Consider the following 26,701-nt stretch of genomic DNA (forward strand, 5'->3'; position numbering starts at 1 on the left):
GCATCCATCGAGCTATTTCCCCGAAATAGTCACGCTGGAAAGAAAAGCAAACGATTAGCTGGCTGCGCGCATAACCGAAAAAAAGTAAGGTTTATTCAAGGCAAACGATTATCTAGCCATCCATAGTGACTAATCAACACCAGATAGCGACATTTAATGCATTTTATGACATTAAATAGCCATTCTCAGAAATGTGCGGGGGATCTCATCCATAGAACGCCATTTTTATGTCGTTAAAATTGGGCAAAAGCCTGGGTGAGAATAATAACGAAAATGCCAAACGGCACGAGCGGGGAATAATCTGGATCACCGGTTTCCACAAAGTTCGGCCAAAGCCGCCAAGGGGAAACCGGTTTTTTATCACTGGCTGACGAAACGGCTCTAGCGAACCAGTTCGAATTTACCGCCACGCTCTACCGCACGTTGGTATGCTGGCCGGCGGTGAATCCGCGCCAGAAAATCTTGCAGTTTCGGGTAGCGGGATAGCCCTTTTCCTGCATCGATAGCCTCAATGGGGAAACTCATCTGCACATCTGCCGCACTAAAATCTTTGCCAGCAAACCACTTATTGGTACTCAAGTGCTGTTCCAGATAATCCAGATGCGTGGCGATCTGCTTATCCAAATAATTTTTCTGCACTCCTTTGCCGATTGCTCCCGCCACCGGACGCAGTAACCACGGCATCGGCGGGTGTCCCAGACGACCAAAGATCAACTTCATCACTAACGGCGGCATCAGTGAACCTTCGGCATAATGCATCCAGTAACGATATTGTTGGCGGTCGTAATGATCCGTCGGCTTGAATTCACCTTGAGCATCATATGTTTCCTGCAAATACTCAATAATGGCTCCCGACTCCGCCAAAGTCATATCTCCATCGGTAATCACCGGCGCTTTTCCCAGCGGGTGAACCTTTTTCAACTCACGCGGAGCCAGCAGGCTTCCCGCATCACGCTGATAGCGTTTTAGGTCATAGGGTACTTGCAGCTCTTCCAGCATCCATAAGATACGCTGAGAGCGAGAATTATTCAGATGATGAACTATGACCATAAGAAAACTCCAGAGTAGAAAAGCAGAGATCGGAAAAACTGAGTATAGCCGAGGATAATCGCCAACTTTTATTACCTTGCTAATCAGCTGATAAAAGATTGTTCAGCCAGTCGGCCATAAAGGAACGCCACAGGCCAATATTCCGCTTCAATGTTATATCAGAGAGCATCGCTTTGCGGTAAACGGATTCGCCATGAGAATAAATAGGCGTTGGCGATATTTTACTTAGAGGAAGGAAGATCGATAAACTCTTGCTCAATCAGGTATTTCTTGTCACTTAGCATGGTTAGCGCGCCCTGAAGCGTTGCTGATATCCCAACCAGATCACGCCATTCCACCAGACTGTTTTTCCAGATATATTTCCACCCTTTCTTGCCTTTGATGTAGGTTAACTGGAGTAGCTCAATCTGCACCTTATCTACCGAAGCGGCTGATAAATAAATGCGCCGACCTTTCAGTTCATAAATCAGTTTAGCCCTAAGCCCAGCCGACAAATCCGCATTAAAGCTGGCGCAAAACGATGCCAGTATCCCTTCAAGATCATCTAATTCCTCCATACCGCTAATCATCCGCACTCCCCTTGCTTAACCTGCATGATTGAAAGCCTGTTTGCATCCTATCCTTGATGTTATTGAACTCCCGGTCTTCATCGGTCCTATCAAGATAGGGATCCTGAATACACCCGAGATGATGTTGGCCTGTTGTTATCTCTATAGTGGTTATGTCAGCCAGAGCCGCCTGAGGGTGTTATCATTGCTCAAAACTTATCATGACATCCAGCCCGATAAATGGAGTCCAGCGACCAATGACTGACGATTTTAACCGCACCGCCAAGGTATTATCCGTATTTGACTTTGACGGCACGCTGACACACCACGATAGTTTTATCCCTTTTTTGCAGTTTGCTTTCGGCAAAAGATACTTTGTCCGTCGTCTGGTAAAACTGGTATTACCTACCATTAAGTGTCTTCGACGAGAACTTACGCGGGATGAGCTGAAAGAAGTGCTGATCAAAACCTACCTGACCGAGGTTGAGGATACATGGGTCCGGCAAAAAGCCGAAGAGTTCTGTTCTCTTTACTGGAGCAAATTAATGCGCCCTGCCGGGCTGCTGGCAGTAGCCACGGAAGTGAACTCCGGAGCCGAAGTCACGCTATGTTCCGCTTCACCGGCAATGGTACTGCAACCTTTTGCCGACAAACTCGGCGTTAAACTTATCGGTACTCAGCTTGAGGTAAAAGACGGTTTACTGACCGGGCGCATCAGCGGCCATAACTGTCGCTGCGCGCAGAAGATCAAACGTCTGGAAAGTGTGTATGGAAATCTGGCTGATTATCACCTGAGAGCCTGGGGAGACACCCGAGGCGATTACGAGCTGCTGGCCGCCGCTCAGGAGCCGCACTGGCGGCATTTCCATCCAGTCTGGTCTAAAAAGAAATCTCGACTGGCGAAATTACGCCAGACCAGCTTAAACCCGCCGCATCAGTAATAGCTCATACCTATCAGATAATGCGTAATGCGCCCCGACTCAGGGGCGCCCAAAATTATAGAATGCGCTCAGCAACAGCGGCATCGTGCCAGTCCTTAAACTCCTCTAGGAGCAGGTCATAAAGCCGGTCTTCTTTTAACGTGGCAAAGTTATCGATAGCAAAGAAATGGGTGTTATCCATCCGACGCTCAGTAAAGCTATCCAACTTTTCCAGAATTCCGTAATTTGTCCCCCCCAGCCCAACGAACTTCCAAAAAATCGGGTAATTGGCCGAGCGTCGTATGGCATTCTTGATTTCTCGGGTTTTACTGATCCCACCGTCAGTAATAAAAACCACATACACCGGCAGCTCACTGCTTTTAAAGAAATCGACAATTTCTTCCATTACCGGTGGCTCATTGTTGACGCCGCCCAATCCAGGCAAATTCTCCCACGTCGTACGTTTAGATGTATTTTGAATAGAATCAATATAACCATCGAGATTATCTAGCGTGACATCCGGATATTTACGGTGCCGCTCAGCAAATCCCCAAACATCCATCGAGCCATCGTCGTCAAACTGTACGGCTAATACCGCGATACGATCTAGCACTGCCTGGACATTTCCTCGATTAAATTGCCCCTTCATCGAACCTGATGCATCCAGCACAAAAGCCACTTTTGCTTGCACTGATTGTAGTTTGTATTTATTCAGGCTAACGACGGCATTTTTTGCCAGATTGACCAAACGAGGCGCTTTTTGTTCGAGCTTTTTCTCCAGGCTTACTGTTGGCGTTGAGGTTGAGGTTGAGGTTGAACGAGCTGGCGGTGGTGTCGTTGCGATATCAACGCCAAAATTGATCGCCAGCGGTTCCAGCCCACCGTTGAATCCTTGCCCAAGTGCTCGCAGCTTCCAATGTCCGCTATATCTGTATATCTCCGCCACGATCAGTGCTTTTTCGCTACGCCCGGAGGTTTCTACAGTAAATAAAGCTACATTGTCAGTCTCTGTCTCAGCGGAAAAATGTAGTTGTTGAAGGCTGGCAATGGAGTCCTGCCCATCAATAACCAATGTAATGGCGACCTTGCTGATTTCGGCATCAATCTTGGAAAGATCCAACGTGATTACGCTGTTTTGCGCTGCACTTTGTAAAGTCAGACTCCCATCCGCCGCTACCGGATGATTGAAAAAGAAAAAATCATCATCTCCTCTCACTTTTCCGCTGGCGGTCAATAAAAAGGCTGAGGTATCAACCTCGCTTCGGAAAGAAGGAGTTGTTGGGTAAGAAAGTGTCAGTTTGAGTGAGTTCTGAGTTAACGCGATGTTCTGGCCAGCCTGAAGATGCATATCTAAAGTCCTTGGTTCCATATCAAACTACAGTGGTCATTTTCCTATTATTTACGGGTTTTACTCATAAAAAACCCCGGTAATCACCGGGGTTTTTTATCACTGCGGAAATTAGACGTTTACGCCGTGCTGGGAGGCCAGCGCAGATAAACCGCCAGCAAAACCCTGGCCTACCGCTTTGAATTTCCACTCGGCACCGTGACGGTACAGTTCGCCGAAGACCATCGCCGTTTCGGTAGAAGCGTCTTCAGACAAATCGAAACGAGCAATTTCAGCGCCAGAATCGTTGTTGTAAACACGCATGAAGCTGTTGCTCACCATACCAAAGTTTTGTTTACGACCTTCGGCATCGTAAATAGTGACGGCAAAGACCAGTTTCTTCACGTCAGCCGGAACTTTGGCCAGATCGATTTTAACCTGCTCATCATCGCCGTCGCCTTCACCGGTGCGGTTGTCGCCCTGATGTTCAACGGAAGCACAAGGGCTGAGTTTGTTATTGAAGAAAATGAAGTGAGCGTCAGACAGCACTTTACCGTCTTCACCGACCATAAATACGGATGCATCCAGATCGAATCCCTGACCGTCGGTCACACGAGAATCCCAACCCAGGCCAACCATAGCGATGTTCATGGTGGGTGCTTCTTTAGTCAGGGATACGTTGCCGCCTTTAACGAGAGAAACTGCCATTTTAAAGCTCCTGCTTATAATTGGATTATTGGGCAACGACTTGCTGCCCAAGTATTAAACGGTGGCGATTAGAACGCGTTAATACCGTACTGTGCGCAGACGGAAGCCAGACCGCCAGCGTAACCCTGACCTACTGCACGGAATTTCCACTCTGCGCCGTGACGGTACAGTTCGCCGAACAGCATAGCGGTTTCGGTGGAAGCATCTTCGGTTAGATCGTAACGAGCAACTTGAGTCTGGTTGTCATCATTGACCAAACGGATAAATGCGCCAGAAACCTGACCAAAGTTCTGACGGCGAGTTTGTGCGTCATGAATAGTGACTACGAAGACAATTTTGTCTACGTCAGCTGGAATATGATCCAGCTTGATTTTCAGGGATTCATCATCGCCATCGCCTTCACCGGTACGGTTATCACCGGTGTGAACCACCGAACCATCGGCAGATTTCAGGTTGTTATAGAAAATGAAGTCTGCGTCGCCGCGTACTTTTCCGTTTGCAGCCAGCAGAAATGCTGATGCATCAAGGTCGAAATCCTGACCATCGGTAGAACGTGCATCCCAACCCAGTCCAATCAGGACATTCTTCATGGTTGGAGCCGCTTTGCTCAGGGAGACATTACCGCCTTTAGATAAAGAAACGCTCATGTGAGTAACCTCTTGAGTTGATATTTTTCGAATTCAAATTCAGGAATCGGGGATCAGTTCCCCTTTTCTTCCTCAGGGTCCGGTTTGCCAGGGAACATTACGCTGGCAATGATACCTACCGCCAGCACACCCAGAACCACAAACAGACTCGTGGTGGCTGAAATGTTGTAACCGTGGTGCCAAATGTGATCTGTTGCATTCAAACCCAGTTTCGCGGCGATGAAGAACAGCAACGCAACAACGGCCTTTTCGAGGTGAACCAGATATTGTTTCAATGCTTCCAAAACAAAATACAGCGTACGCAGACCCAAAATAGCGAACATCATGGCGCTGTAAACAATCAGAGGCTCGCGGCTGACGGCAATAATTGCCGGTACGGAATCGAAGGCAAACATCACGTCAGACAGCTCGACTACCGCAACACACAGCATCAGCGGGGTTGCGTACAGTGCGGCTTTGGTTCCACGCCCTACGGTAACGTCCTGATTTTCCGGCTTCGCCAGTTCTTCATCAACTTCTTTCTGATTCAGCAAGAAAGCATGACCTTTCAACTTCGGCCAAATCGGGAAGAAGCGTTTTACCATGCGATAAGCCAGATGCTGCGAATAATCTTCAATTTCATCGCTTTCGCCGCCGCTTCTCAGCATCATCACCGCTGTCCAGGCCACAATCAGCGCAAACACGATTTCAACATAAGGCCCAAGGCTCAATAGCCCGGTACCGATAGCGACGAAAATGCCACGGAAGAAGATTGCCCCGATAATCCCCCAATAGAGAACCCGGTGACGGTAACGGTCCGGCACCGAGAACCAGGAGAAGATCGCCATCATGACGAACAGGTTATCGACCGAGAGGACTTTCTCCAACGCATAACCCGTAACGAACAGGCTGGCAACTTCCGCGCCGTGATGAAGATATAGGAAGCCGGCAAACACCATCGCCACAAAGATCCAGAAAATAGACCATAAAGCGGCGCTTTTCAGCGAAATAGGCTTGTCATGGCGGTGCATGAACAGGTCGATAAAAATGGCTCCCACAGACAAAGCAATAAAGACAATGACTGTTTCAGTTGGGAAGCCGATATGCGTGGATACCATATATAACCCTTACCAAATACTTATATTCAGAGGCCGAATTCAGCAGGCTCAAAGCCCAGTGCGACGGCGATTTCACGAACTGCCTGTTGTTCATTCTGGTCAAAGTCACCGTCACTTTTCGCGACGGCAATCCCGACTCGAATCGCCAACTGAGCGGCTTCAGGCTGATCTTTCAGAGCAAGAATGTGCTTCATGGTTTCCCCTTTGCCAATTTCGAGATCGAAATCGAAGCTGGAAACCAGTTTGTTAAAGAATTCAATAACCTCAGAGGTATCAAACACACTTAACTCATCGGATGCGCGCAGAAAACCAATCATCTTCTGTTTTTCTTCCGCGCTAACGCCGTCGCTGGAAACCGCAATACGTGCACACACGGCCACGGTACCTTGCATGAATTTTTTATTTTTGAAGCGACTAACCTGCTTAGTCAGCTCCGCACGACCCGTATTGAATGCGCCTTTAACTTTGTTGAAAAAACTCATTCTGTATTCCTTATTATTGTCTGAAATTACTTTGAACCCGCTTTCCAACGGAATCCCCAGCCAAGCGCTTTATCCATATCGCTGTGGTCTTTAAAGAACTGGTTGATACGTTCAACTTTGATCGTTCCCTGCTCGTTGACCAACCGGGCAATGGCACACATGTTGCGGCTGTTTTTCCCCTCGGTCATACGCGTTTCTATCGGCGGTTGATCTGGAATATGGATAGTGACGACGCCGTCGGTATTATCCCAGCTCGCGACACCTTCGTAGATAAAGGCGAAAACCAATACCTGACGAATATTCTTCCATTCCCGACCGTTGATATGCAGCCATTCGCCCTCTGATACATCCCCGGTACGATCGTCGCCCTGCAATTGCACGAAAGGTTCCTGATGGTACGAACCAAAGCCGTTCCCCAAAGCCTGAACCACCGACTTATGGCCATCATCCAACTCGACGAAAGCGCCTAAATCCAGATCAACACCTTTCTTCGCGCTAAACATGCTGCGCAGGCCGGAGGAAGAGCTGCCGCGATGCCAGTTCAGGTTAATGCGGATTTCGCCAAAGTTGTCACGCTTCGCGAGGCTTATCGCTGGTTTATCTTTGGTGAGGGAAACTTTGCTCAGGTTGATCTTAGCCGGAGCGGGCGTGGGTGCTGGAGCCGGAATCGGCGCAGGTGCAGGTGCAGGAGTATCCGCAATATCGACGCCAAAATGCTCAGCCAATGGCTTAAGACCGCCGTTGAAGCCCTGCGCGATGAAGCGGAATTTCCATTCGCCGTTACGGCGATACAGTTCGCCCAGAATCAAAGCGGCTTCCTGACGGCCAGTCAGTTCTACGTTGCCGCAGATCAGCACGTCGTTTCCATCCTCAACCTGCACCGACAAACGTTGCAGACCAGAAACGGTCTGATTGCCATCGCAGGTCACCGTAAACGCCACTTTCTCAACGTCTGAACGCAATCGCGTGACATCCACGGTAAACAGAGTGTCGTTGCCTTGAGCAACCAAACTAACGGTGTTGTCGTTATTAACAGGCTGACCGTAAAACACCATATCGGCGTCACCCTGCACTTTTCCGTTGGCAAACAGCCGAAATGCAGAGGCATCGACGGGTGCGCCGGATAACACTCTTACCGTCAATGACTTAGAAGGTACGGGGGCATTGCCCCCTGGAGTCATATTCATTAGCGCACCACGGTAGCAACAATATCCGAATGCATATCGTCAATAGTCCGACCGCGGCAGGCGTGACCATGAGCGGTAAAGTCCCATTGCCCGTTGTTACGGCGCAGTGACGCAATAACAATACCGGTATGAGCCCCCTGGTCGGTTAGCTGGTAACGAGCCATTTCTTTATTATTTCCCCGATCCACGACGCGGCAGAATGCGTTATCTACGTCATTAAACGTCTGGCCGCGAAAGCTGTTAACGGTGAACGCGAGGTATTCAACCTGATGTGGTAAGCGGTTCAAATCCACGCGAATGACTTCGTCATCGCCGTCGCCTTCACCAGTCAGATTGTCGCCGGTATGAACAACGGAGCCGCAAGACGACTCTAATTTACGGAACCAGATAGTATCGATGGTATTACCGGATTTATCCATTAATACACAACCCGCATCAAGATCAATGGAATTATTTCCGCCAAAAAGGCTGCCTAATAACCCTTTTTTCTTAATTGGATCCCAGCCTAAACCAAATTGAAGTTGGCTAAGAGAAGAAGATTGTTTACTCAGTGAGACCGTCTGGTTTTTGCTTAATGAAACCATATTTTATATTCCTTCAACAGGATATGAAAAATAACCACATTTTTTACATTAAAGTCGTGAATCCAAAAATCATATCATGATGAAGTTCTTGAACAAGTTAATTTTTAGTCATTATCGTTAACAAATCATTTATTTGAATGATATATAAGATATTTTATTTTTATACCCTTAGCGGAATAAGCTTTTTTGCCATCTAAAATCTTTTCATATCTTTACATTATAAACACAAAAAATATAAGTCATAATATGATTGACATACAAAAATAACGTCCATAGACTCTCGGCTATTTAATTCGCCTGTCGGCCCTGCGTGGAAATAGATATCAATGGCACATAAAATTTGGCTTATGGAAGGTTTGTCCTCCCAACGGGATATTATTCAGGGCATTAATACTTTCGCTAAAAATAAAGATACGGACATTTTCGTTATTGCTTCCCACCGTAATGAACGTAATGAAATTCTGTCGCAGGCGGACTTGGCAGTACTGGAGCCAAAAGAAGAAGAACAGCGCCTTTCTTTTATTCTCTCACTGGTTAAAAGACTTGATATTCAGGCCATCCATACCGGGCGCAATTCCCTATGGTTCGAATCCCATCGCAACGAAATTGAATGTTCCGGCGTAAAACTCACTACCGGAGCCCATAGCGTGGCGCGGCTTGAACTGGCGGATGACAAAGTGAGTTTTGCCCAGTTTATGGAGCAGCAAAACCTGCCGGTCGTGCCTTCTATTCGCGTGGAATCACTGTCCGAATTATTCCATTTCATCACCCACTCTCCCTTTGGTTTAAAACCTTTGTGCGTAAAACCGGTAAAAGGGATTTATGGCATGGGATTCTGGCGCTTCGATGACAAGGTTTCGGCTATGGCGGCGTTTACGCATCCGGAAAACCGCAGGGTGAATCCGCACTTGTATCTTCGCGCCCTCGAAGAATCGGATAGTTTTGAACCGCTGGTGTTGATGCCCTATCTGCCTGGCCCGGAGTACTCCGTTGATATGTTGGTTGAGCGAGGAAAAGTGCTGGCGGCGGTGGCTCGTCGTAAAGAAGGTGCTCTTCAGTCTCTGGAAAACGCAGGGGAAGCTTACGAGCTGGGGAGAGCCTGTGCCGAGGCCATGCAGGCTGACGGACTGGTCAACGTCCAAACCCGCCACAATGACAGCGGCAAACCCGAGTTACTTGAAATCAATATGCGCCCTTCCGGCGGCATCGGCTACACGCGATTCAGCGGCGTCAACCTGCCGGGTTTGTTTGCCCTGCGCCAACTGGGATTAATGAGCCAGCAAGAAGTGATGGACGAACTCCGTAGCGCATTCACCCCCGCTATCGTTCGATCCATTACCGACGTTGTGCGTTATAGCCCAACCTTGACCAACCTACTCCCGCAGGAATAGTCACCATGAATAATCACTCTGGCCTTCAGATATACCGCAGAGAGCTTTCCTGCGGCACTCTGAGTGTGACGCCAACCGGAGGCATCACCACCTTCGACGACCTGTTCGAAATAGCAGAAAGGCGTAATCCTAAACGGGCATTTCTTTTTGTCAGCAAAGTGCTTGGCAGACATATACCGGTTTCGCCGACGGTAATGCGTTCGGTTTACCGTCAGTTAGGGGAACAAATTCCCTCCCTGACGACAGGGCCGGTGCTGTTTATTGGCATGGCTGAAACCGCCGTTGGCCTAGGAGCCGGAGTGTTTGATGAAATTCGACACCGTGTGGCCGAGCCGGTCTATCTCACCTCAACCCGGCATCCGGTAGAGGGCGAGTTACTGTGTGAATTCAAAGAGAACCATAGCCACGCCACCGATCATTTGATTTACCTGCCGCAAGACGCCGAGCTGCGCCGCCGGGTATTACAAGCCAAAACCGTGGTTTTAATCGACGATGAAGCCACCACCGGAAATACCTTTATTAACCTGCTCGCGGCATTAAGAGAGACTGCGGGTCTACACCATATTCAGCAGGTGATTACGGTCACACTGACCGATTGGAGCGGTAGTTCCATCGCGGAACGCTGCCCGCTGCCGGTGCAAACCGTTTCCTTGGCGCAGGGAAACTGGCACTGGGAGAAAAATCCTGACGCACCTGTGCCAATCATGCCTTCTGTGAATATCACCGCTTCCGGCAACGTCCCGATAACCGGTAAACAAAGCTGGGGACGGATCGGAATGAATGAGCCTGAGAATGATCTTGGGCTATCCATTCAGACGACGGAAGGAGAAAAGCTATTGGTATTGGGAAGCAGCGAATTTGTCTGGGAACCCTTCTTACTGGCGGAGCGGCTGGAAAAACAGGGAGCAGAGGTCAAATACAGTTCAACGACCCGCTCACCGATTGCCACCAGCTTCGCGATCGAATCGGCCATTGCCTTCACCGATAATTACGGATTAGGCATCCCTAACTTTGTCTATAACGTGGCTCATCAGCGTTTTGACCGAATCTTGCTATGTATCGAAACGCCGACAGAAAGCGTCGATCCCGCACTGCTGGAGGCGCTGAAAAAAGTGGCTCCCTCCGTTGAGGTTATTTCCTATGAATAAGCCGGTTATTTTTTCCGATCTGGATGACACCCTGTTTCAAACGCGCCGCAAGATGGTGAATGAGCTGGATTTGCAGCCTTACCGCACCGGTGCCTTGGATCGCAGCCTGGAACCGCGCAGTTTTATGACGGAAGAACAGACCATGCTGGTGGATTGGATGCTAGAGCATGCCGAGCTGATTCCCGTCACCGCGCGAGGAACCGAGGAAATCGCTCGGGTCACTATTCCGTTTCGTTCATGGGCCGTGACCACTCATGGTGCCGTGATTCTCGATCCTCAAGGCCAGCCGGACGAAGGCTGGAAAACGCAGATGCTGGCGGCTTTACAGCCTTACGCAGAAAAGCTAGTCACTATGCAGCGTCAAATGACCGAACTCATGGAAGCCAGAAATATCAACGGCTGGGCGCGGCTCAATTACGAATATAACCATACGCCGATCTATCTGGTGATGAAGCATCGGGACAGCACCAAACTGGATGAGCTAAACGCGATTGGCGATGAAATTGAACAGATTTTCTCAACCGACGGTTTCTATATTCATCGCAACAGCAACAATATTGCCTGGCTACCGGAGCCGGTAGAGAAAGGGTTGGCGGTCACTTATTTACTGAACAAACTGCGGGAGGAACGGGGCGTATTTCCGGTTATCGGGCTCGGTGACAGCCTGAGTGACCACCGTTTCATGAAACTCTGCACCTGGTATGGATTGCCTCGCCAGAGCCAGTTTGCTGAAAGCATCGCCAGCAAAATCTTTGGAGAAAAATAATATGCATGATTTCATCCCTTTTTCCGGTTCCTATCTACCGGAAGACGTTCATTTCCTGCTGAAACCGGTCGAAATCGAAATGACACCGGTGGAACAAAAAGAACGGTTGATTCAGTCTGGCGCACGCCACTATTCGGAAATGCTGAGTCAGGAACCGGAGCCAACCTCTTGGCACTTAGATTTATTCACCCGCGCTCTCGATAACGGCGCAGATCGTCTTGCCAAAGAAGTGGTGATGCTGGCTAAGGCCTTGATTCAACGTTTCGGCGATACGCCGATTGTATTAACCAGCCTGGTGCGGGCAGGTGTCCCTCTGGGCGTTATGCTCCACCAAACGCTGCGGGCAATGGGAAAGGAATCTCATCATTACGGCATTAGTATTATCCGCGACCGCGGTATTGATACCGTTGCGTTAGATTGGATTGAAGCTCGCCACGGTACCGAAGGCATTGTTTTTATTGATGGTTGGACGGGGAAAGGAGCGATTACCGGCGAGTTAGTGCGTTCGCTAAAAGATCGGCCAGGCTATCCAGAACAGCCTCGTTTAGTGGTGCTGGCCGATCCCTGCGGATGTTCGTGGCTTGCCGCCAGCGACGACGATTGGTTGATTCCTTTCGGCATCATGGGCGCACCGGTTTCCGGCTTAATCTCTCGCTCGATCTGGTCGGCAGAAGGGCTGCACGGCTGCGTTCAATGCGATCACCTCAGCCAATATGAATGTAGCCGTAAGCTGGTGAATACCGTAGCGGCATCTCGCCAGACCTTAGATCTTGCCGCCATCCCCGCCAGCGATTGGGATTCTCAGCAAAAAACCTATCTAAAGCAGCGCAGCGCACAAGTTATCAGTGCGCTGGCAGAAAAATATCAGATTTCCAGCGTCAACCGTATTAAGCCCGGCATTGCCGAAGCCACGCGCGCTGTATTACGTCGTGTGCCTGATCATGTTCTGGTGCGCTCCGTCAATGACCCTGATGTCGCTTTGCTGGTTTATCTCGCCCGCGAGAAAGGAATAACCATTACCGAAGTCGGTGACGAGATTGGTCAATACCGCGCAGTCACAATCATTAAAAAGGTACTCTGATGAACAAACGGCTCTCCCCTTGGCATTTGGGCGCGACATTGTATATGCCTGCTACCCGCACAGACATTGCCGAGGCCATCTTACATAACAAAATTAGTGGGTTACGCTCGCTGGTTATCTGTCTGGAAGATGCGGTAAACGAAGCTGATATTCCCACGGCTTTAATCAATTTACGTGAGCTGCTAGCGGTTCTCGCTCAGGCCAAGGCTACTGATGGCAATAGCCATTGGCCGCTGGTTTTCATTCGCCCAAGGCATATTGAAATGGGGCAATGGCTAACGGAAAGTCTGGATCTCAGCCCGATCGATGGGTTGGTATTGCCTAAATTCACTTTGGCGTCATTGCCCGAGTGGTGGGCAATCATACGAGATAGCCATTTATGCATGATGCCCACGCTCGAAACCGAAGAGGTTTTCGACGTCGTTCAAATGCGCCAGCTTGCCAGTGAGCTACAAGCTCATCCTTGCCATCAGCGTATTATTGCTTTGCGTATTGGGGGCAACGATCTGATGAATGTGATTTCTTTGCGACGAACGCGTGATTTCACTTTGTACGACGGCCCTATGGGTTATGTGATTAAGATGCTGGTGGCCGTTTTTTCCTCGCGGGATTTTGCCCTAACAGCGCCGGTCTGCGAACACATTGATGACCATCAGGTGATGAATAAAGAGCTGGCTCTTGATATGGCTCACGGTCTGGTTGGGAAAACAGCCATTCATCCTAATCAAATCAGTAAGATAGAACAGGCCTTAATGGTATCACCCACGGATTATGCCGATGCATTACGTATCCTGAACTCAACCCAGGCCGTATTTAAATCTCAGGGATCAATGTGTGAACCCGCAACCCACCGTCGCTGGGCCTCCGGTATCCTCGCTCGCGCTCAGGTTTATGGTATTAGTGCGGAACCGGGGCAAGACGGCGTACGTCTCATGACCGTGACTCAGAACAGCTGAAGGGAACAGCATACTGATTTATCTTAAATTTAGGATCTTCCTGATATTATACACGCCGCAAAGATCGAAAATACCGAGTTGGTTGGCCTCCTGTGGCACAAAAAAACAGGGGAAACCATCTTGGCTCGAAACAGGATTATCTGTTGAGGCTGGCCGGAGTCGTCATTTATGCACTACTCTTTGAAGCGGTGAACATCTCAGGATTAACCAAATGCATCAGCAAGATAACGGGAAACCATCTGGTTATCAGGAAGATGTCCACCGTCTTTATCTTCCCGGCAATAGAATTCTTGACCATGAATGCAGGCGGTAACTAACTATGCAACTCAGCACAAAACAGGCTCGAATCTTCACACTGGCAAATATTCTGGGTTCGGGAAAACCAGTCTCTGCCATTCGAATTATTTCGTCCCTTGATTGTTCAGAGCCTACGCTGACCCGCGCGCTAAAAGAACTGCGTGAATCCTATTCAGCTGAAATAAAGTACAGCAAAGCCACTCATTCTTATCAGCTGGTTAGCCCCGGGAATCTGGATAAAAAAGCCTTACGTAGTATGGCCAAAGTACTAACCGCCCACGCGGAGTCAAAAAACAACGAGGTGGTTAGTCGAGTGTTTCTTGATAAGGATAAAAAGCGAGCGGTGTCGCTTTCGCTCAAAGGATCTATCTTACGTAAAATAGATAAACTGTCCCGATTGATCGAATCCACCCGTAGCGAAGCCGTAGAAATGCTTGCCAATAACTGCATTGATGATTTGATCCGTCATCTCCAAACCGCCAAAAAAGAGAAATAATTGCCGGTTTCTCAAAAAGAGGATGAATTAGTCTTTGAAGGCCAATTCATCTCCCCGGTACGCCTGTAATCTGCCCGTAACCTCTAGCGCCAAAACCAAGACTCTAAAAAAAGTGAAAGCGTATTGCGGCATTTCAGTCAAAGCCCGTATCCGATTGCAACTGCCAGAAACGAAAAAACCCAGCGATTACGCTGGGCTTTGATGTTTTATCTGTGTTTAGATGACGCCGATAAGAACCCGAGGATCAGAACGGGATATCGTCATCAAAATCCATTGGTGGCTCGTTGCCGCCCTGCTGCTGTGGCGCTGGAGCAGACTGCGCCTGACGTGGAGCCTGGCCGCCGCTGAACTGATTGCCACCCTGAGGTTGCTGAGGCTGACCCCAACCGCCCTGTGCGCCATCGTTGGAACCACCCTGCGCGCCGCCAGCAGGAGCACCGCCGCCTTGACGACCACCCAGCATTTGCATGGTGCCGCCAACGTTAACAACCACTTCCGTGGTGTAACGTTCCTGGCCGCTTTGATCCTGCCATTTGCGAGTTTGCAGTGCGCCTTCGATATAAACCTGTGAACCTTTACGCAGATATTCACCAGCCACTTCTGCCAGCTTGCCGAACAGCACTACGCGATGCCACTCGGTTTTCTCTTTCTGCTCGCCGGTTTGCTTGTCACGCCAGCTTTCGGAGGTGGCCAGTGTGATGTTGGCAACTGCCCCACCGTTCGGCATGTAACGGACTTCCGGGTCTTGGCCCAAATTCCCGACCAAAATCACTTTGTTTACGCCTCTGCTGGCCATGTGAACTCTCCTGATGAAGTAAATTTGTACAGTATAAACGAGTAAGTTTAACACGCTAGAGCCTAAACGGCACTGCCGATCGTTACTGCGGGACACATTCCAGTTTAGCAAAACAATCAGCCTGAATTGCAGCCATATACTGGATATTCATTCAGGTTTTTTTGTGTCATAATTATCCGTTTCGTACTGGCCGTGTCCTTTTTCTGGCGTTGCAAAGTGCATTTTTTACATTAGGCTGCGCAATAAAGGACACGGTGAGAGGCTCAGTTTAATCCGGGAAATGTTTGTATGGATAATATCGAAGTTCGGGGCGCTCGCACCCATAATCTCAAGAATATCAACCTGATTATCCCGCGCGACAAACTGATTGTTGTCACCGGCCTGTCTGGCTCTGGTAAGTCTTCACTGGCGTTTGATACCTTATATGCCGAAGGCCAGCGCCGTTACGTTGAGTCTCTTTCCGCCTATGCGCGCCAGTTTCTGTCATTGATGGAAAAACCGGACGTTGACCATATCGAAGGTCTGTCTCCGGCCATTTCTATCGAACAAAAATCTACGTCTCATAACCCGCGTTCCACTGTCGGAACCATTACCGAAATTCACGATTACCTGCGCCTGCTGTTCGCTCGTGTTGGGGAGCCGCGCTGTCCGGATCATGATGTTCCGCTGGCGGCACAGACCGTCAGCCAAATGGTTGATAACGTGCTGGCACAGCCGGAAGGTCGTCGTCTGATGTTACTGGCTCCGGTGGTGCAGGATCGCAAAGGCGAACACACCAAAACGCTGGAAAACCTGGCGACACAAGGCTATATCCGCGCGCGCATCGACGGCGAGGTTTGCGATCTTTCCGATCCGCCGAAGCTGGAACTACAGAAAAAGCACACCATTGAAGTGGTCGTGGATCGTTTTAAAGTGCGGGAAGATCTGGCTCAGCGTCTGGCAGAATCCTTTGAAACGGCGCTAGAGCTATCCGGCGGCACCGCGATCGTGGCCGATATGGACGATGCAAACGCCGAAGAACTGCTGTTCTCCGCCAATTTTGCCTGCCCAATCTGTGGCTACAGCATGAGCGAGCTGGAACCGCGCCTGTTCTCCTTTAACAACCCGGCCGGTGCTTGCCCGACCTGTGATGGCTTAGGCGTACAACAATTCTTCGATCCGGATCGCGTGCTACAAAACCCTGAGCTCTCGCTGGCTGGTGGTGCAATTCGCGGTTGGGATCGCCGCAATTTCTATTATTTCCAGATGCTGCGTTCACTGGCAGAGCACTATAAATTTGATATTGAAGCCCCGTTCAATTCCCTGAGCGCGGAAACGCAAAAAGCAGTGCTGTACGGCTCCGGCAAAGAAAGCATCGAATTCAAATACATGAACGATCGTGGCGATACCACGGTACGCCGTCATCCGTTTGAAGGCGTGTTACACAACATGGAACGCCGTTATAAAGAAACGGAATCCAGCGCAGTTCGGGAAGAACTGGCGAAATTTATCAGCAACCGCTCCTGTGCTTCTTGCCACGGTACTCGCTTACGTAGAGAAGCGCGCTATGTGTTTGTGGAAAACACCACGCTGCCGGAAATTTCCGAATTAAGCATCGGCCACGCTCTGACCTTCTTCCAGAATATGAAACTAAGCGGCCAACGCGCCCAAATTGCGGAAAAAGTCCTGAAAGAGATCGGCGACCGGCTGAAGTTTTTGGTCAACGTCGGTCTGAACTACCTTTCCTTATCGCGTTCCGCCGATACGCTATCCGGCGGCGAAGCCCAGCGAATTCGCCTAGCTAGCCAGATTGGAGCCGGTTTAGTCGGGGTCATGTATGTGCTGGATGAGCCGTCCATCGGCTTGCATCAGCGGGACAACGAGCGCCTGCTGGAAACATTGATTCACCTGCGCAATCTGGGCAATACCGTCATTGTGGTCGAGCATGACGAAGATGCGATTCGCGCCGCAGATCATGTGATTGATATCGGCCCAGGCGCTGGCGTTCACGGTGGGCAAGTGGTGGCAGAAGGAACCGTCGATGACATTATGGCGGCTCCAGAATCCTTAACCGGCCAGTTCCTTAGCGGAAAGCGGGAAATTGCGGTTCCAGCGCAGCGTGTTCCCGGCGATCCGAGTAAGGTGTTGAAGCTAATCGGCGCTACCGGCAACAACCTGAAAGACGTGACCTTAACTCTGCCGGTTGGCCTGTTTAGCTGTATTACCGGCGTATCCGGTTCGGGCAAATCAACGCTGATTAACGACACTTTGTATTCCATTGCACAGCGTCAATTAAACGGCGCTACCATTACCGAACCAGCACCATACCGTGATATTCAGGGTTTGGAACATTTCGATAAAGTCATAGATATCGATCAAAGTCCTATTGGCCGGACTCCACGTTCCAACCCGGCAACCTATACCGGTATCTTTACGCCTGTGCGCGAATTATTCGCCGGGGTTCCTGAATCTCGCACCCGCGGCTATAACCCAGGCCGTTTCAGCTTTAACGTGAAAGGTGGGCGCTGCGAAGCCTGCCAGGGCGATGGCGTAATTAAGGTGGAAATGCACTTCCTGCCAGATATTTACGTCCCTTGCGATCAGTGCAAAGGTAAACGCTATAACCGTGAAACGCTGGAAGTGAAATACAAAGGCAAAAACATTCACGAAGTATTGGAAATGACCATCGAAGAAGCGCGGGAATTCTTTGATGCGGTACCTGCGCTGGCGCGTAAGCTGCAAACCCTTATTGACGTTGGGCTATCCTATATTTGTCTGGGGCAATCAGCGACGACGCTGTCCGGCGGTGAAGCGCAGCGCGTGAAACTGTCGCGCGAGCTATCCAAACGTGGCACAGGGCAAACCCTGTATATTCTTGATGAACCGACTACCGGCCTGCATTTTGCCGATATTCAGCAATTGTTGGCGGTATTACACCAGCTGCGCGATCAGGGCAATACCATCGTGGTAATTGAGCATAATCTGGACGTGATTAAAACCGCAGACTGGATTGTGGATCTCGGCCCGGAAGGGGGCAGCGGCGGCGGTGAGATTTTAGTATCAGGTACACCGGAAACCGTTGCTGAGTGCGAAGCTTCTCATACCGCGCGTTTCCTGAAGCCACTTTTGACGCGTAAATAAAAGCGCAATAAAACGTGCTATCGGGGGGCGAGTTCATCGCCTCCCGCTCTGCTGACTCTCTAAGATCAAGCGCGTAATTCTTGCCGAATCTGTTCCGATAAACCTTGTAATACCAATTGATAAGAGCCATCAATCAACGCATAGAATTGAGAATTTGGCAGCTTTCCATCCAGAAACACCGTGTTCCAGTGCGCTTTATTCAAGTGATCACTCGGCACGATCTCCGGATGCTTTCCACGCAGTTGTTCTGCTAATTCCGGACTACTTTTCAATGAAATAGCAGGACGCCCCCGTACCTCGCTAACCATGGCAAACATCACATCGCCAACCTTAATCTGATTCGCCTGCCACTCTTCATGATCGCTTTGTTCCGCTCCCGGTTTAGACATACAGTATTCGAGTAATGTCGAATTATTCATTCGCTTATCTCCTGTTATCTGGCCGCATTCAGCCATAAAAACCGACTATTCCAAAGACGGATTTCCTCAGAATAGTAGCCAGAGAGCGTTAGATTTTCGCTATCCGGTTTTCTGATCATGCAGTAATGCCGTGAGATTTACTGTGATCGATAGATAGCCCTGACATTCCTGACATTAATGATGACACCTACTATCAGTATATTCTTTAATCATCCCACCACAACCCACGCATCAGGAATAGGCCATCACCTTCTGTTCCTCAATAGAAAAGGGCGATATCTCTATCGCCCTTAGGTACCCAACACAATCAGATCAGATCAGCGAAAATTCACTCGCCATCTGTTGAGTATTTAAACAAAACGGATTTACTGCACGGCGGCAAACGCAGCGGCTACCTGCTGAACATTTTGGTGATTAACCCCAGCCATGCACACACGGCCACTCGCGATCAGGTAAACACCGAATTCTTCTCGCAGACGATCCACCTGCTGTTCAGTAAAACCGGTATAGCTAAACATGCCGCGTTGAGTCAGCAAATAATCGAAGTTACGCTGCGGCAGCGCTACTTTCAGTGCCGCGACCAGAGTGTTACGCATTTCCAGAATACGGGTGCGCATTTGCTCGACTTCATTGCGCCACTGGCTGCTTAATTCTTCGTCATTCAAGACCTTAGCCACAACCTGCGCACCAAAGTTCGGTGGGCTGGAATAGTTGCGCCGAACAGTAGCTTTGAGCTGCCCCAACACGCGGCCTGCGGCTTCTTCGCTTTCACATACCACGGATAAGCCGCCAACACGCTCGCCGTACATTGAGAAAATTTTAGAAAAAGAGTTGCTGACTAAACACGGCAAACCTTCCGCGGCCATCTGGCGAATGGCATAGGCATCTTCATTCAGACCAGCACCAAAACCTTGATAAGCAATATCGAGGAATGGGATCAATTCCCGTTCTTTGGCGATCCTGATGATCTGATCCCACTGATCGTTAGTCAGATCCGAGCCGGTCGGGTTATGGCAGCACGGATGTAACAGCACAATGCTTCTTGCCGGTAACTGCTGCAAAGTGGCCGACATTGCCTCGAAATTAACGGCTAACTTTTCATTATCAAAGTACGGATAGGTGTTCACCTTAAAACCCGCACCGCTGAAAATTGCAATATGATTTTCCCAGGTTGGATCGCTGACCCACACTTGAGAATCCGGGAAGTAGTGGTACAGGAAATCAGCCCCTACATTCAACGCGCCAGACCCCCCTACGGTTTGAATAGTGGCTATACGACTTTGTTCCAGCATCGGGTGATCTTGCCCAAACAGCAAATGCTGAATAGCAGAACGATAAGCCTGCAAACCTTCCATCGGTAAATAGACCGACGCAGCCTGTGGCTGAGCGCTCATTTGCGCTTCCGCTGTGGCTACCGCCTGCAATTGCGGGATCACACCCTGAGCATCGTAATAAAGCCCAATACTCAGGTTAACTTTATGCTCTCTGGTATCGGCTTTAAAACTTTCCATCAGCGAAAGGATGGGATCACCTGCATAGGCATCTACATTCTGGAACACGGCATTACTCTCCTTAATTAGGTGCAACCAAAATAGCACTAACTTACCCTGCCAGGCTACTCAGGAATAAAAGCGTTTACTGAAAGTAATAAATAACTTTACCTCATGTTTTATAATGTAATTATTAGGATTCTCTCTCTAAAAAACTCAGGAATGAGAAAATAATAATCAGTGAGGTATTCGGCTCTGACTAAAACGAAAAAGGCGCACATATCGCTATGCCGCGCCTTCAGATGACTTGCTAAATCATGCTCGGTGAAACTATTCGCCGATATATTCCATTGATACGCGAGACGTTAGTTTGGTAATCAATTCATAAGCGCTGATACCGGTAGCGATAGCCACTTTTTCCACTGGCAAATCCGCTCCCCATAGCTCCACTTCATCACCCACTTTATCCCTAGAATCCGGGCCGAGATCGACAGAAATCATATCCATAGAAACTCGTCCAACGAGCGGCACTTCGCGACCATTCACCCACACCGGCGTGCCGGACGGCGCGCTTCGCGGATAGCCATCGCCGTAGCCCATCGCCACTACGCCTAAACGCGTATCCCGCGGGCTGATCCAGGTTCCACCGTAGCCAACCGGTTCACCGGTTTTATGCTCGCGTACCGCAATCAGACTGGATTTCAGCGTCATCACCGGTTGCAGACCAAAATCGGCTCCGGTTTTCTGCTCCATCGGGGAAACACCATACAATATAATGCCTGGGCGAACCCAATCGCGATGGGATTCCGGCCACAGCAAGATTCCGCCGGACGCAGCAATTGACTGTTTACCCGGTTTCCCAGTGGCAAACTCATCAATGCACTGAATTTGCAGTGTTGTTGCCGAGACTTCCGGTTCATCTGCGCGGCTAAAGTGGCTCATAATATTCACCGGCTGAACCACATTCGAGCAAGCGCTCAGGCGCTGATAAAACGCTTCGGCCTCCTCCGGACGCACACCCAGACGATGCATTCCGGTATCCAGTTTCATCCAGACATTAATCGGATAAGGTAAATCTGCCTGTTCTAATGCTTCCAATTGCTCAACGCTGTGGATGGCCGTTTCGATATGATTGACCACTAATACCGGTAAATCCTCAGCGGAAAAGAAACCTTCCAGCAATAAGATAGGTTTCACGATCCCGCCGGAGCGCAGCATAAGTGCCTCTCCGATACGAGCGACGCCATAACAATCAGCATCTTGTAACGTGCGCGCAGTTTCTAACAGCCCGTGGCCATAAGCGTTTGCTTTCACAACGGCAATCAGGCGGCTTTGCGGCGCCAGACGCCGAACCTGTTGCAAGTTATGTCGCAGAGCGCGGCGGTCGATTACTGCGGTTGCCGCTTTCATTTTCTATCCTTAATTATCAATATGTACCCAAGAAAATTGGAGCTTCAGCTCAATTGAAGACGAACCACCCAATAAGCTGAATTAAGCAAGAAATTCATGTAAATGAACGTTAACTAACTACCTTAAAACTCCAGATTCGCTGGGGATTATTCGTCGTCGTATTGCGGACCGGCATAATTATCAAAGCGCGACCACTGACCGTTGAAGGTCAAACGAACCGAACCGATCGGACCATTACGTTGTTTACCCAAAATGATTTCTGCGATGCCCTTCATATCGCTATTTTCGTGATAAACCTCATCGCGATAAATAAACATGATCAAGTCGGCATCCTGCTCAATCGAGCCAGATTCACGTAAGTCGGAGTTCACCGGCCGCTTATCGGCACGCTGCTCCAGGCTTCGGTTAAGCTGAGAAAGCGCCACCACCGGTACCTGTAGTTCTTTCGCCAACGCCTTGAGGGAGCGAGAAATTTCCGCAATTTCCAAAGTACGGTTATCAGAAAGCGCAGGTACCCGCATCAATTGCAGGTAGTCGATCATAATCATGCTCAGGCCACCGTTTTCACGGTAAATTCGCCGCGCTCGCGAGCGCACTTCCGTCGGCGTCAGGCCCGAAGAGTCATCAATATACATATTGCGTTTTTCCAGCAGAATACCCATGGTGCTGGAAATACGCGCCCAATCCTCATCATCCAACTGACCGGTACGAATGCGGGTTTGATCGACGCGAGACAGGGACGCGAGCATACGCATCATAATCTGGTTTCCGGGCATCTCCAGACTGAAGATAAGCACCGGTTTGTCCTGCATCATTGCCGCGTTTTCGCAAAGGTTCATGGCGAAAGTGGTTTTACCCATCGACGGACGCGCCGCCACGATGATCAAATCTGATTTCTGTAAACCCGCGGTTTTCTTATCCAAATCCTGATAGCCGGTAGAAACGCCGGTCACGCCATCATGCGGGCGCTGATAAAGTTGCTCAATACGCGCAACGGTATCTTCCAGAATCCGGTCGATACTTTTCGGACCTTCATCTTTATTGACGCGGTTTTCCGCAATCTGGAATACCTTGGATTCGGCCAGATCCAGTAGATCTTCACTGGTACGCCCTTGAGGATCGTAACCGGCATCAGCGATCTCGTTTGCGACCGAAATCATTTCGCGTACTACTGCACGTTCACGAACAATATCGGCATAAGCGCCGATGTTCGCCGCACTTGGCGTATTTTTTGACAACTCGGCCAGATAAGCAAAACCGCCGACGGACTCCAGATCCCCTTTCTGTTCCAATGATTCGGAAAGAGTGATCAAGTCGATCGGCTTGCTCATTTCCAGCAAGCGTTGCATTTCAGTAAAGATCCGGCGATGAGGGCGACTGAAGAAATCGTTGCTGGTAACTCGTTCGGAAACGTTGTCCCAGCGTTCGTTATCCAGCATCAAACCGCCCAACACGGACTGCTCTGCCTCCAGCGAATGAGGCGGGAGTTTCAGCCCTTCCATCTGGCGGTCTCGTGGCTCTGTCGTATTGTTGGTTGGTTTTTTTCCTGCCATGAAGAGTGTTCTTTACCCGGTTGAGAATAGAAAATATAACGACCCAGTATACGCGATGATAGGCAGCGAGTAATTATATACCCGTTGAATTAGCTATCGCATATCGGTATTAGCCTCATGGTTATAAAGGTGGAACCGCCAACATCTTAGCTGTAGGGTTAAATGACTTCCATTATGAGGATTTCACATGGCCAAGCGTATTCAGTTTTCCACAACCGGCGGTCCCGATGTGTTGCAATATATTGATTTTACGCCAAAGGATCCGGAAGAACATGAGGTGCAGGTGGAAAATAAAGCCATCGGCATTAACTATATTGATACCTACATCCGCAGCGGTTTATACCCGCCAGCCCAGCTTCCAAGCAGCTTGGGAACCGAAGGGGCGGGAGTTATCAAAAAGGTCGGTTCGGCGGTGAGCACTTTAAAAGTAGGTGATCGCGTGGTGTATGCACAATCAGCCCTTGGTGCTTACAGTGAAATTCATAATGTTCCAGCCGAAAAGATCGCTCTGTTGCCAGATAACATTTCTTTTGAGCAAGCAGCGGCCTCATTTCTGAAAGGGTTGACGGTGCAATATTTGCTACGTCAAACCTACGAAATCAAACCAGGAGAAACCTTCCTGTTTCACGCTGCCGCCGGTGGCGTCGGGCTGATTGCCTGCCAATGGGCAAAAGCGCTGGGAGCCAGACTGATTGGAACCGTAGGCTCTGACGAAAAAGCCGAGTTGGCAAAAGCGGCAGGAGCCTGGGCCACAATAAACTACGCTAAAGAAAATATCTCGCAACGGGTTATCGAGCTGACTCAAGGGGAAAAAGTAAAGGTTGTTTATGATTCCGTCGGAAAAAGCACTTGGATTGATTCACTCAGCAGCCTGCAAAAGCGCGGCTTACTCGTAAGTTTCGGTAACGCTTCCGGCCCGGTTACCGGCGTGGATTTAGGTATTCTCAACCAGAAAGGCGGACTTTATGTTACTCGGCCATCGCTAAATTGGTATGTTACCAATCGGCAGGAACTTGAGCAGGCCAGCAGCGAGCTATTCTCACTGATTGCCTGCGGCGCGATTAACGTCGATGTAGCACCAGAGCAGAAGTTTCCACTGAGTCAAGCCCAACGGGCGCACCTGATGCTGGAAGGCAGGAAAACCACCGGCTCCAGCCTTCTCATTCCTGGAAACTAACGATTAACTGACGTTTATTTTCGGCAATTATCCTGATTTCAGCCAGTAAAAAAGGGTTCCCGCAAAGGAACCCTTTTTTATAACGCATTGATACAGTGTAGGGGTACAGCAGTGTATTCCGACGGAAAAGAGTGCGGCTTATGCCACTATTGTTATTCCCGGCGAAGATGAAAATATTGATACAAGAAACTATCGATTCGCATCCTAGCAGCCAGTTCAGGCAAAAAAAACGCTTTAACCGCAAATTAGCGGATAAATGTTTCAAGCTGTGATCACAACCGCAAAACCTCTGTTCAACTTTTCTTCAGTTGCATTTATTTCATGTGGTTTACACAAGAAAAACTTATCTTAACATTTTGTTCTTTCTGCCATTTAGCCGACAGAAGCCGATCGATATTCCATCAATTATATTAGTAGCGACGAATAGTCGGATTCTGCATAGCGCGCCAGATCCATACAATCGCAACGGCTAAAATCAGCCACGGTAATAACTTAATCATCATCACAAATAACCCACCGACCATCATAAAAGCAGCCGCAACCAGCAAAGCACCTAAAATGCCCAGCAGGGAAATACCGGTCACCATCAGCATGATGAAAAAACCGATAACAAAGAAAATCTCTAACATGGTTGGCTCCTCAATAATTGTTATCATCCAAAATATTGGATAATGCTGATTGGGTATTACAAGAAGCGTGCCAGCTTATAGATAAGGGCTAATTGACTGAATTAAATAGAGATGAACAATTGTAGCCCGCTAAAGAACATAACGGGCTTGGTCATTTTGACTAACTTATAGTGAATTATGTTGAGGCTGTTTCACTAATGATAAGGCTTTCTCTACCACGGAAACATCGGCGCCAGGCTTATGAGCATTCTCGCTTAAATGGCGGCGCCACTGACGCGCACCGGGAATGCCCTGGAAGATGCCCAGAATATGTCGGGTGATATGGCCTAAATAAGCCCCACGCGCTAATTCTTGCTCAATGTAGGGATAGAGAGCCTCTACCGCCGCTACACTATCCGTAATCGCCGCCTGTGGATCGAAGAGTTCGCGGTCTACCTGCGTCAAAATACTCGGATTTTGATATGCCTCGCGGCCAATCATCACGCCATCGAGATATTTGAGGTGTTCTTTCGCTTCATCCAAGGTTTTCACGCCGCCGTTGATGGCGATGGTCAACTCGGGGAAATCACGCTTTAGCTGATAAACTCGCGGATAATCCAGAGGTGGCACTTCACGATTTTCCTTCGGACTCAAACCGGATAGCCAGGCTTTACGCGCATGAATAGTAAACATATCGCAACCGCCCTGCTCTGAGACTTTCTGCACGAAATCACACAAAAACTCGTAGCTGTCCTGATCGTCAATGCCGATTCGGGTTTTAACCGTTACCGGTATGGAAACCACATCGCGCATCGCTTTAACACAATCGGCAACCAGCTCCGCTTCCCCCATCAAACAGGCACCAAAGCGACCGTTTTGCACCCGATCGGAAGGGCAACCAACATTCAGATTAATTTCGTTATAACCACGCTGTTCCGCTAGTTTCGCGCAATGGGCTAACGCCTGCGGATCGCTGCCGCCCAATTGTAGCGCTACCGGATGATCTTGCTCACTGTAAGCCAGATAATCAGCCTTGCCGTGGATAATGGCACCAGTGGTGACCATTTCCGTGTAAAGCAGCGCCTGTTTGGTCAGCAAACGGTGGAAATAGCGGCAGTGACGATCCGTCCAATCGAGCATCGGCGCGACGGAGAAACGTTGTAATGGGTAGCCTGAATGACCAGTTTGGGCGTTAGATACAGTCTGATTTTCGTGCATGTGCGGTGAGTTTCATCGGTTGTTATTACGTCAATTCCCGCTGTTTTGGTTGCATAGCAAATCATCAGTGGGCTGGAATGCGGGATTATACCATAGAACCTAAGGACGCATTCCAGCGCAATAATCTTACGACTTAACCTATTGATCTATGCGGAAATGTGACGCGGATAGAGGTAACTCACGGCGCCTATCGGCGATCACGCGGAGATATGTTAAAATTGCACA

General features: G+C 49.3%; 25 protein-coding genes. 9 read left to right on the forward strand and 16 right to left on the reverse strand.

All coding sequences use genetic code 11. The features are described 5' to 3' along the window. Window positions 1-381 precede the first annotated feature (381 nt). Window positions 382-1,050, reverse strand: coding sequence for a glutathione S-transferase family protein (locus PL78_RS10855; RefSeq protein WP_064515462.1), 669 nt, complete (start codon window positions 1,048-1,050; stop codon window positions 382-384). Between the two features lie 221 nt (window positions 1,051-1,271). Further along, complete coding sequence (locus PL78_RS10860) at window positions 1,272-1,619, reverse strand: hypothetical protein (protein WP_064515464.1); 348 nt, start codon at window positions 1,617-1,619, stop codon at window positions 1,272-1,274. Window positions 1,620-1,855: 236 nt separating this feature from the next. On the opposite strand from PL78_RS10860, the gene PL78_RS10865 reads away from it, so the two are divergent. Continuing rightward, window positions 1,856-2,539, forward strand: coding sequence for an HAD family hydrolase (locus PL78_RS10865; RefSeq protein ID WP_064515466.1), 684 nt, complete (start codon window positions 1,856-1,858; stop codon window positions 2,537-2,539). Window positions 2,540-2,594: 55 nt separating this feature from the next. On the opposite strand, the gene PL78_RS10870 is transcribed toward PL78_RS10865, so the two are convergent. From PL78_RS10870 to PL78_RS10900, 7 genes are all read right to left on the reverse strand, one after another. Beyond that, window positions 2,595-3,866: a VWA domain-containing protein gene (locus PL78_RS10870; protein WP_064515468.1), complete on the reverse strand. Its 1,272-nt coding sequence runs from the start codon at window positions 3,864-3,866 to the stop codon at window positions 2,595-2,597. 111 nt (window positions 3,867-3,977) lie between these two features. Next, on the reverse strand, window positions 3,978-4,553 hold the full coding sequence (locus tag PL78_RS10875) for a TerD family protein (RefSeq protein WP_064515470.1): 576 nt from the start codon (window positions 4,551-4,553) through the stop codon (window positions 3,978-3,980). A gap of 68 nt (window positions 4,554-4,621) precedes the next feature. Beyond that, window positions 4,622-5,200 carry a tellurium resistance membrane protein TerD gene (terD, locus tag PL78_RS10880; protein WP_064515472.1) on the reverse strand — a complete coding sequence of 193 codons (579 nt, stop codon included), beginning with the start codon at window positions 5,198-5,200 and terminating at the stop codon, window positions 4,622-4,624. A gap of 53 nt (window positions 5,201-5,253) precedes the next feature. Next, window positions 5,254-6,297, reverse strand: coding sequence for a TerC/Alx family metal homeostasis membrane protein (locus PL78_RS10885; RefSeq protein WP_064515473.1), 1,044 nt, complete (start codon window positions 6,295-6,297; stop codon window positions 5,254-5,256). 26 nt (window positions 6,298-6,323) lie between these two features. Further along, window positions 6,324-6,779, reverse strand: a complete 456-nt coding sequence (locus PL78_RS10890) for a tellurite resistance TerB family protein (protein WP_064515475.1) — start codon at window positions 6,777-6,779, stop codon at window positions 6,324-6,326. Window positions 6,780-6,805: 26 nt separating this feature from the next. Then, window positions 6,806-7,966 carry a TerD family protein gene (locus PL78_RS10895; RefSeq protein ID WP_064515477.1) on the reverse strand — a complete coding sequence of 387 codons (1,161 nt, stop codon included), beginning with the start codon at window positions 7,964-7,966 and terminating at the stop codon, window positions 6,806-6,808. Further along, complete coding sequence (locus tag PL78_RS10900; protein WP_064515478.1) at window positions 7,966-8,550, reverse strand: TerD family protein; 585 nt, start codon at window positions 8,548-8,550, stop codon at window positions 7,966-7,968. The genes PL78_RS10895 and PL78_RS10900 overlap by 1 nt, the downstream gene beginning before the upstream one ends. 326 nt (window positions 8,551-8,876) lie before the next feature. Between PL78_RS10900 and PL78_RS10905 the strand changes: the two genes are divergently transcribed. From PL78_RS10905 to PL78_RS10935, 6 genes are all read left to right on the forward strand, one after another. Beyond that, window positions 8,877-9,941 carry an ATP-grasp domain-containing protein gene (locus PL78_RS10905; protein ID WP_064515480.1) on the forward strand — a complete coding sequence of 355 codons (1,065 nt, stop codon included), beginning with the start codon at window positions 8,877-8,879 and terminating at the stop codon, window positions 9,939-9,941. A gap of 5 nt (window positions 9,942-9,946) precedes the next feature. Further along, a complete protein-coding gene (locus PL78_RS10910) occupies window positions 9,947-11,089 on the forward strand; it encodes a phosphoribosyltransferase domain-containing protein (protein ID WP_064515482.1) in 1,143 nt (380 codons plus the stop codon). Further along, window positions 11,082-11,855 (forward strand): HAD family hydrolase, encoded by a 774-nt coding sequence (locus PL78_RS10915; RefSeq protein WP_064515484.1) that lies wholly within the window; start codon window positions 11,082-11,084, stop codon window positions 11,853-11,855. Before PL78_RS10910 ends, PL78_RS10915 begins: the two co-directional genes overlap by 8 nt. Window position 11,856: 1 nt before the next feature. Continuing rightward, complete coding sequence (locus tag PL78_RS10920; RefSeq protein ID WP_064515486.1) at window positions 11,857-12,936, forward strand: cysteine protease StiP family protein; 1,080 nt, start codon at window positions 11,857-11,859, stop codon at window positions 12,934-12,936. Continuing rightward, window positions 12,936-13,892, forward strand: coding sequence for an HpcH/HpaI aldolase/citrate lyase family protein (locus PL78_RS10925; RefSeq protein WP_064515488.1), 957 nt, complete (start codon window positions 12,936-12,938; stop codon window positions 13,890-13,892). The genes PL78_RS10920 and PL78_RS10925 overlap by 1 nt, the downstream gene beginning before the upstream one ends. A 319-nt stretch (window positions 13,893-14,211) precedes the next feature. Continuing rightward, on the forward strand, window positions 14,212-14,685 hold the full coding sequence (locus tag PL78_RS10935) for a hypothetical protein (RefSeq protein ID WP_064515492.1): 474 nt from the start codon (window positions 14,212-14,214) through the stop codon (window positions 14,683-14,685). 244 nt (window positions 14,686-14,929) lie between these two features. Here the strand turns inward: PL78_RS10935 and ssb1 are convergent, their stop codons facing one another. After that, window positions 14,930-15,481: a single-stranded DNA-binding protein SSB1 gene (gene ssb1, locus PL78_RS10940; RefSeq protein ID WP_049598032.1), complete on the reverse strand. Its 552-nt coding sequence runs from the start codon at window positions 15,479-15,481 to the stop codon at window positions 14,930-14,932. A 288-nt stretch (window positions 15,482-15,769) separates the two neighbouring features. Between ssb1 and uvrA the strand changes: the two genes are divergently transcribed. Beyond that, window positions 15,770-18,601, forward strand: coding sequence for an excinuclease ABC subunit UvrA (gene uvrA / locus PL78_RS10945; protein ID WP_064515494.1), 2,832 nt, complete (start codon window positions 15,770-15,772; stop codon window positions 18,599-18,601). 65 nt (window positions 18,602-18,666) lie between these two features. On the opposite strand, the gene PL78_RS10950 is transcribed toward uvrA, so the two are convergent. From PL78_RS10950 to dnaB, 4 genes are all read right to left on the reverse strand, one after another. Beyond that, on the reverse strand, window positions 18,667-19,020 hold the full coding sequence (locus tag PL78_RS10950) for an MmcQ/YjbR family DNA-binding protein (RefSeq protein ID WP_064515496.1): 354 nt from the start codon (window positions 19,018-19,020) through the stop codon (window positions 18,667-18,669). A 365-nt stretch (window positions 19,021-19,385) separates the two neighbouring features. Next, window positions 19,386-20,579, reverse strand: a complete 1,194-nt coding sequence (locus PL78_RS10955; RefSeq protein ID WP_064515497.1) for an amino acid aminotransferase — start codon at window positions 20,577-20,579, stop codon at window positions 19,386-19,388. Window positions 20,580-20,840: 261 nt separating this feature from the next. Beyond that, window positions 20,841-21,920, reverse strand: coding sequence for an alanine racemase (gene alr, locus PL78_RS10960; RefSeq protein WP_064515499.1), 1,080 nt, complete (start codon window positions 21,918-21,920; stop codon window positions 20,841-20,843). Between the two features lie 146 nt (window positions 21,921-22,066). Further along, the gene (gene dnaB / locus PL78_RS10965) at window positions 22,067-23,473 is read right to left on the reverse strand and encodes a replicative DNA helicase (RefSeq protein ID WP_049598040.1); all 1,407 of its coding nucleotides are present in this window, start codon (window positions 23,471-23,473) and stop codon (window positions 22,067-22,069) included. Window positions 23,474-23,660: 187 nt separating this feature from the next. Between dnaB and PL78_RS10970 the strand changes: the two genes are divergently transcribed. Beyond that, window positions 23,661-24,650 carry a quinone oxidoreductase gene (locus tag PL78_RS10970; RefSeq protein WP_064515500.1) on the forward strand — a complete coding sequence of 330 codons (990 nt, stop codon included), beginning with the start codon at window positions 23,661-23,663 and terminating at the stop codon, window positions 24,648-24,650. Between the two features lie 410 nt (window positions 24,651-25,060). On the opposite strand, the gene pspG is transcribed toward PL78_RS10970, so the two are convergent. Together pspG and dusA are read right to left on the reverse strand one after the other, a co-directional pair. Beyond that, on the reverse strand, window positions 25,061-25,279 hold the full coding sequence (gene pspG, locus PL78_RS10975; protein ID WP_064515502.1) for an envelope stress response protein PspG: 219 nt from the start codon (window positions 25,277-25,279) through the stop codon (window positions 25,061-25,063). A gap of 165 nt (window positions 25,280-25,444) precedes the next feature. Beyond that, window positions 25,445-26,476: a tRNA dihydrouridine(20/20a) synthase DusA gene (gene dusA / locus PL78_RS10980; RefSeq protein ID WP_064515504.1), complete on the reverse strand. Its 1,032-nt coding sequence runs from the start codon at window positions 26,474-26,476 to the stop codon at window positions 25,445-25,447. Window positions 26,477-26,701 lie beyond the last annotated feature (225 nt).

The sequence above is a fragment of the Yersinia entomophaga genome (genome assembly GCF_001656035.1).
Lineage (GTDB): Bacteria > Pseudomonadota > Gammaproteobacteria > Enterobacterales > Enterobacteriaceae > Yersinia > Yersinia entomophaga.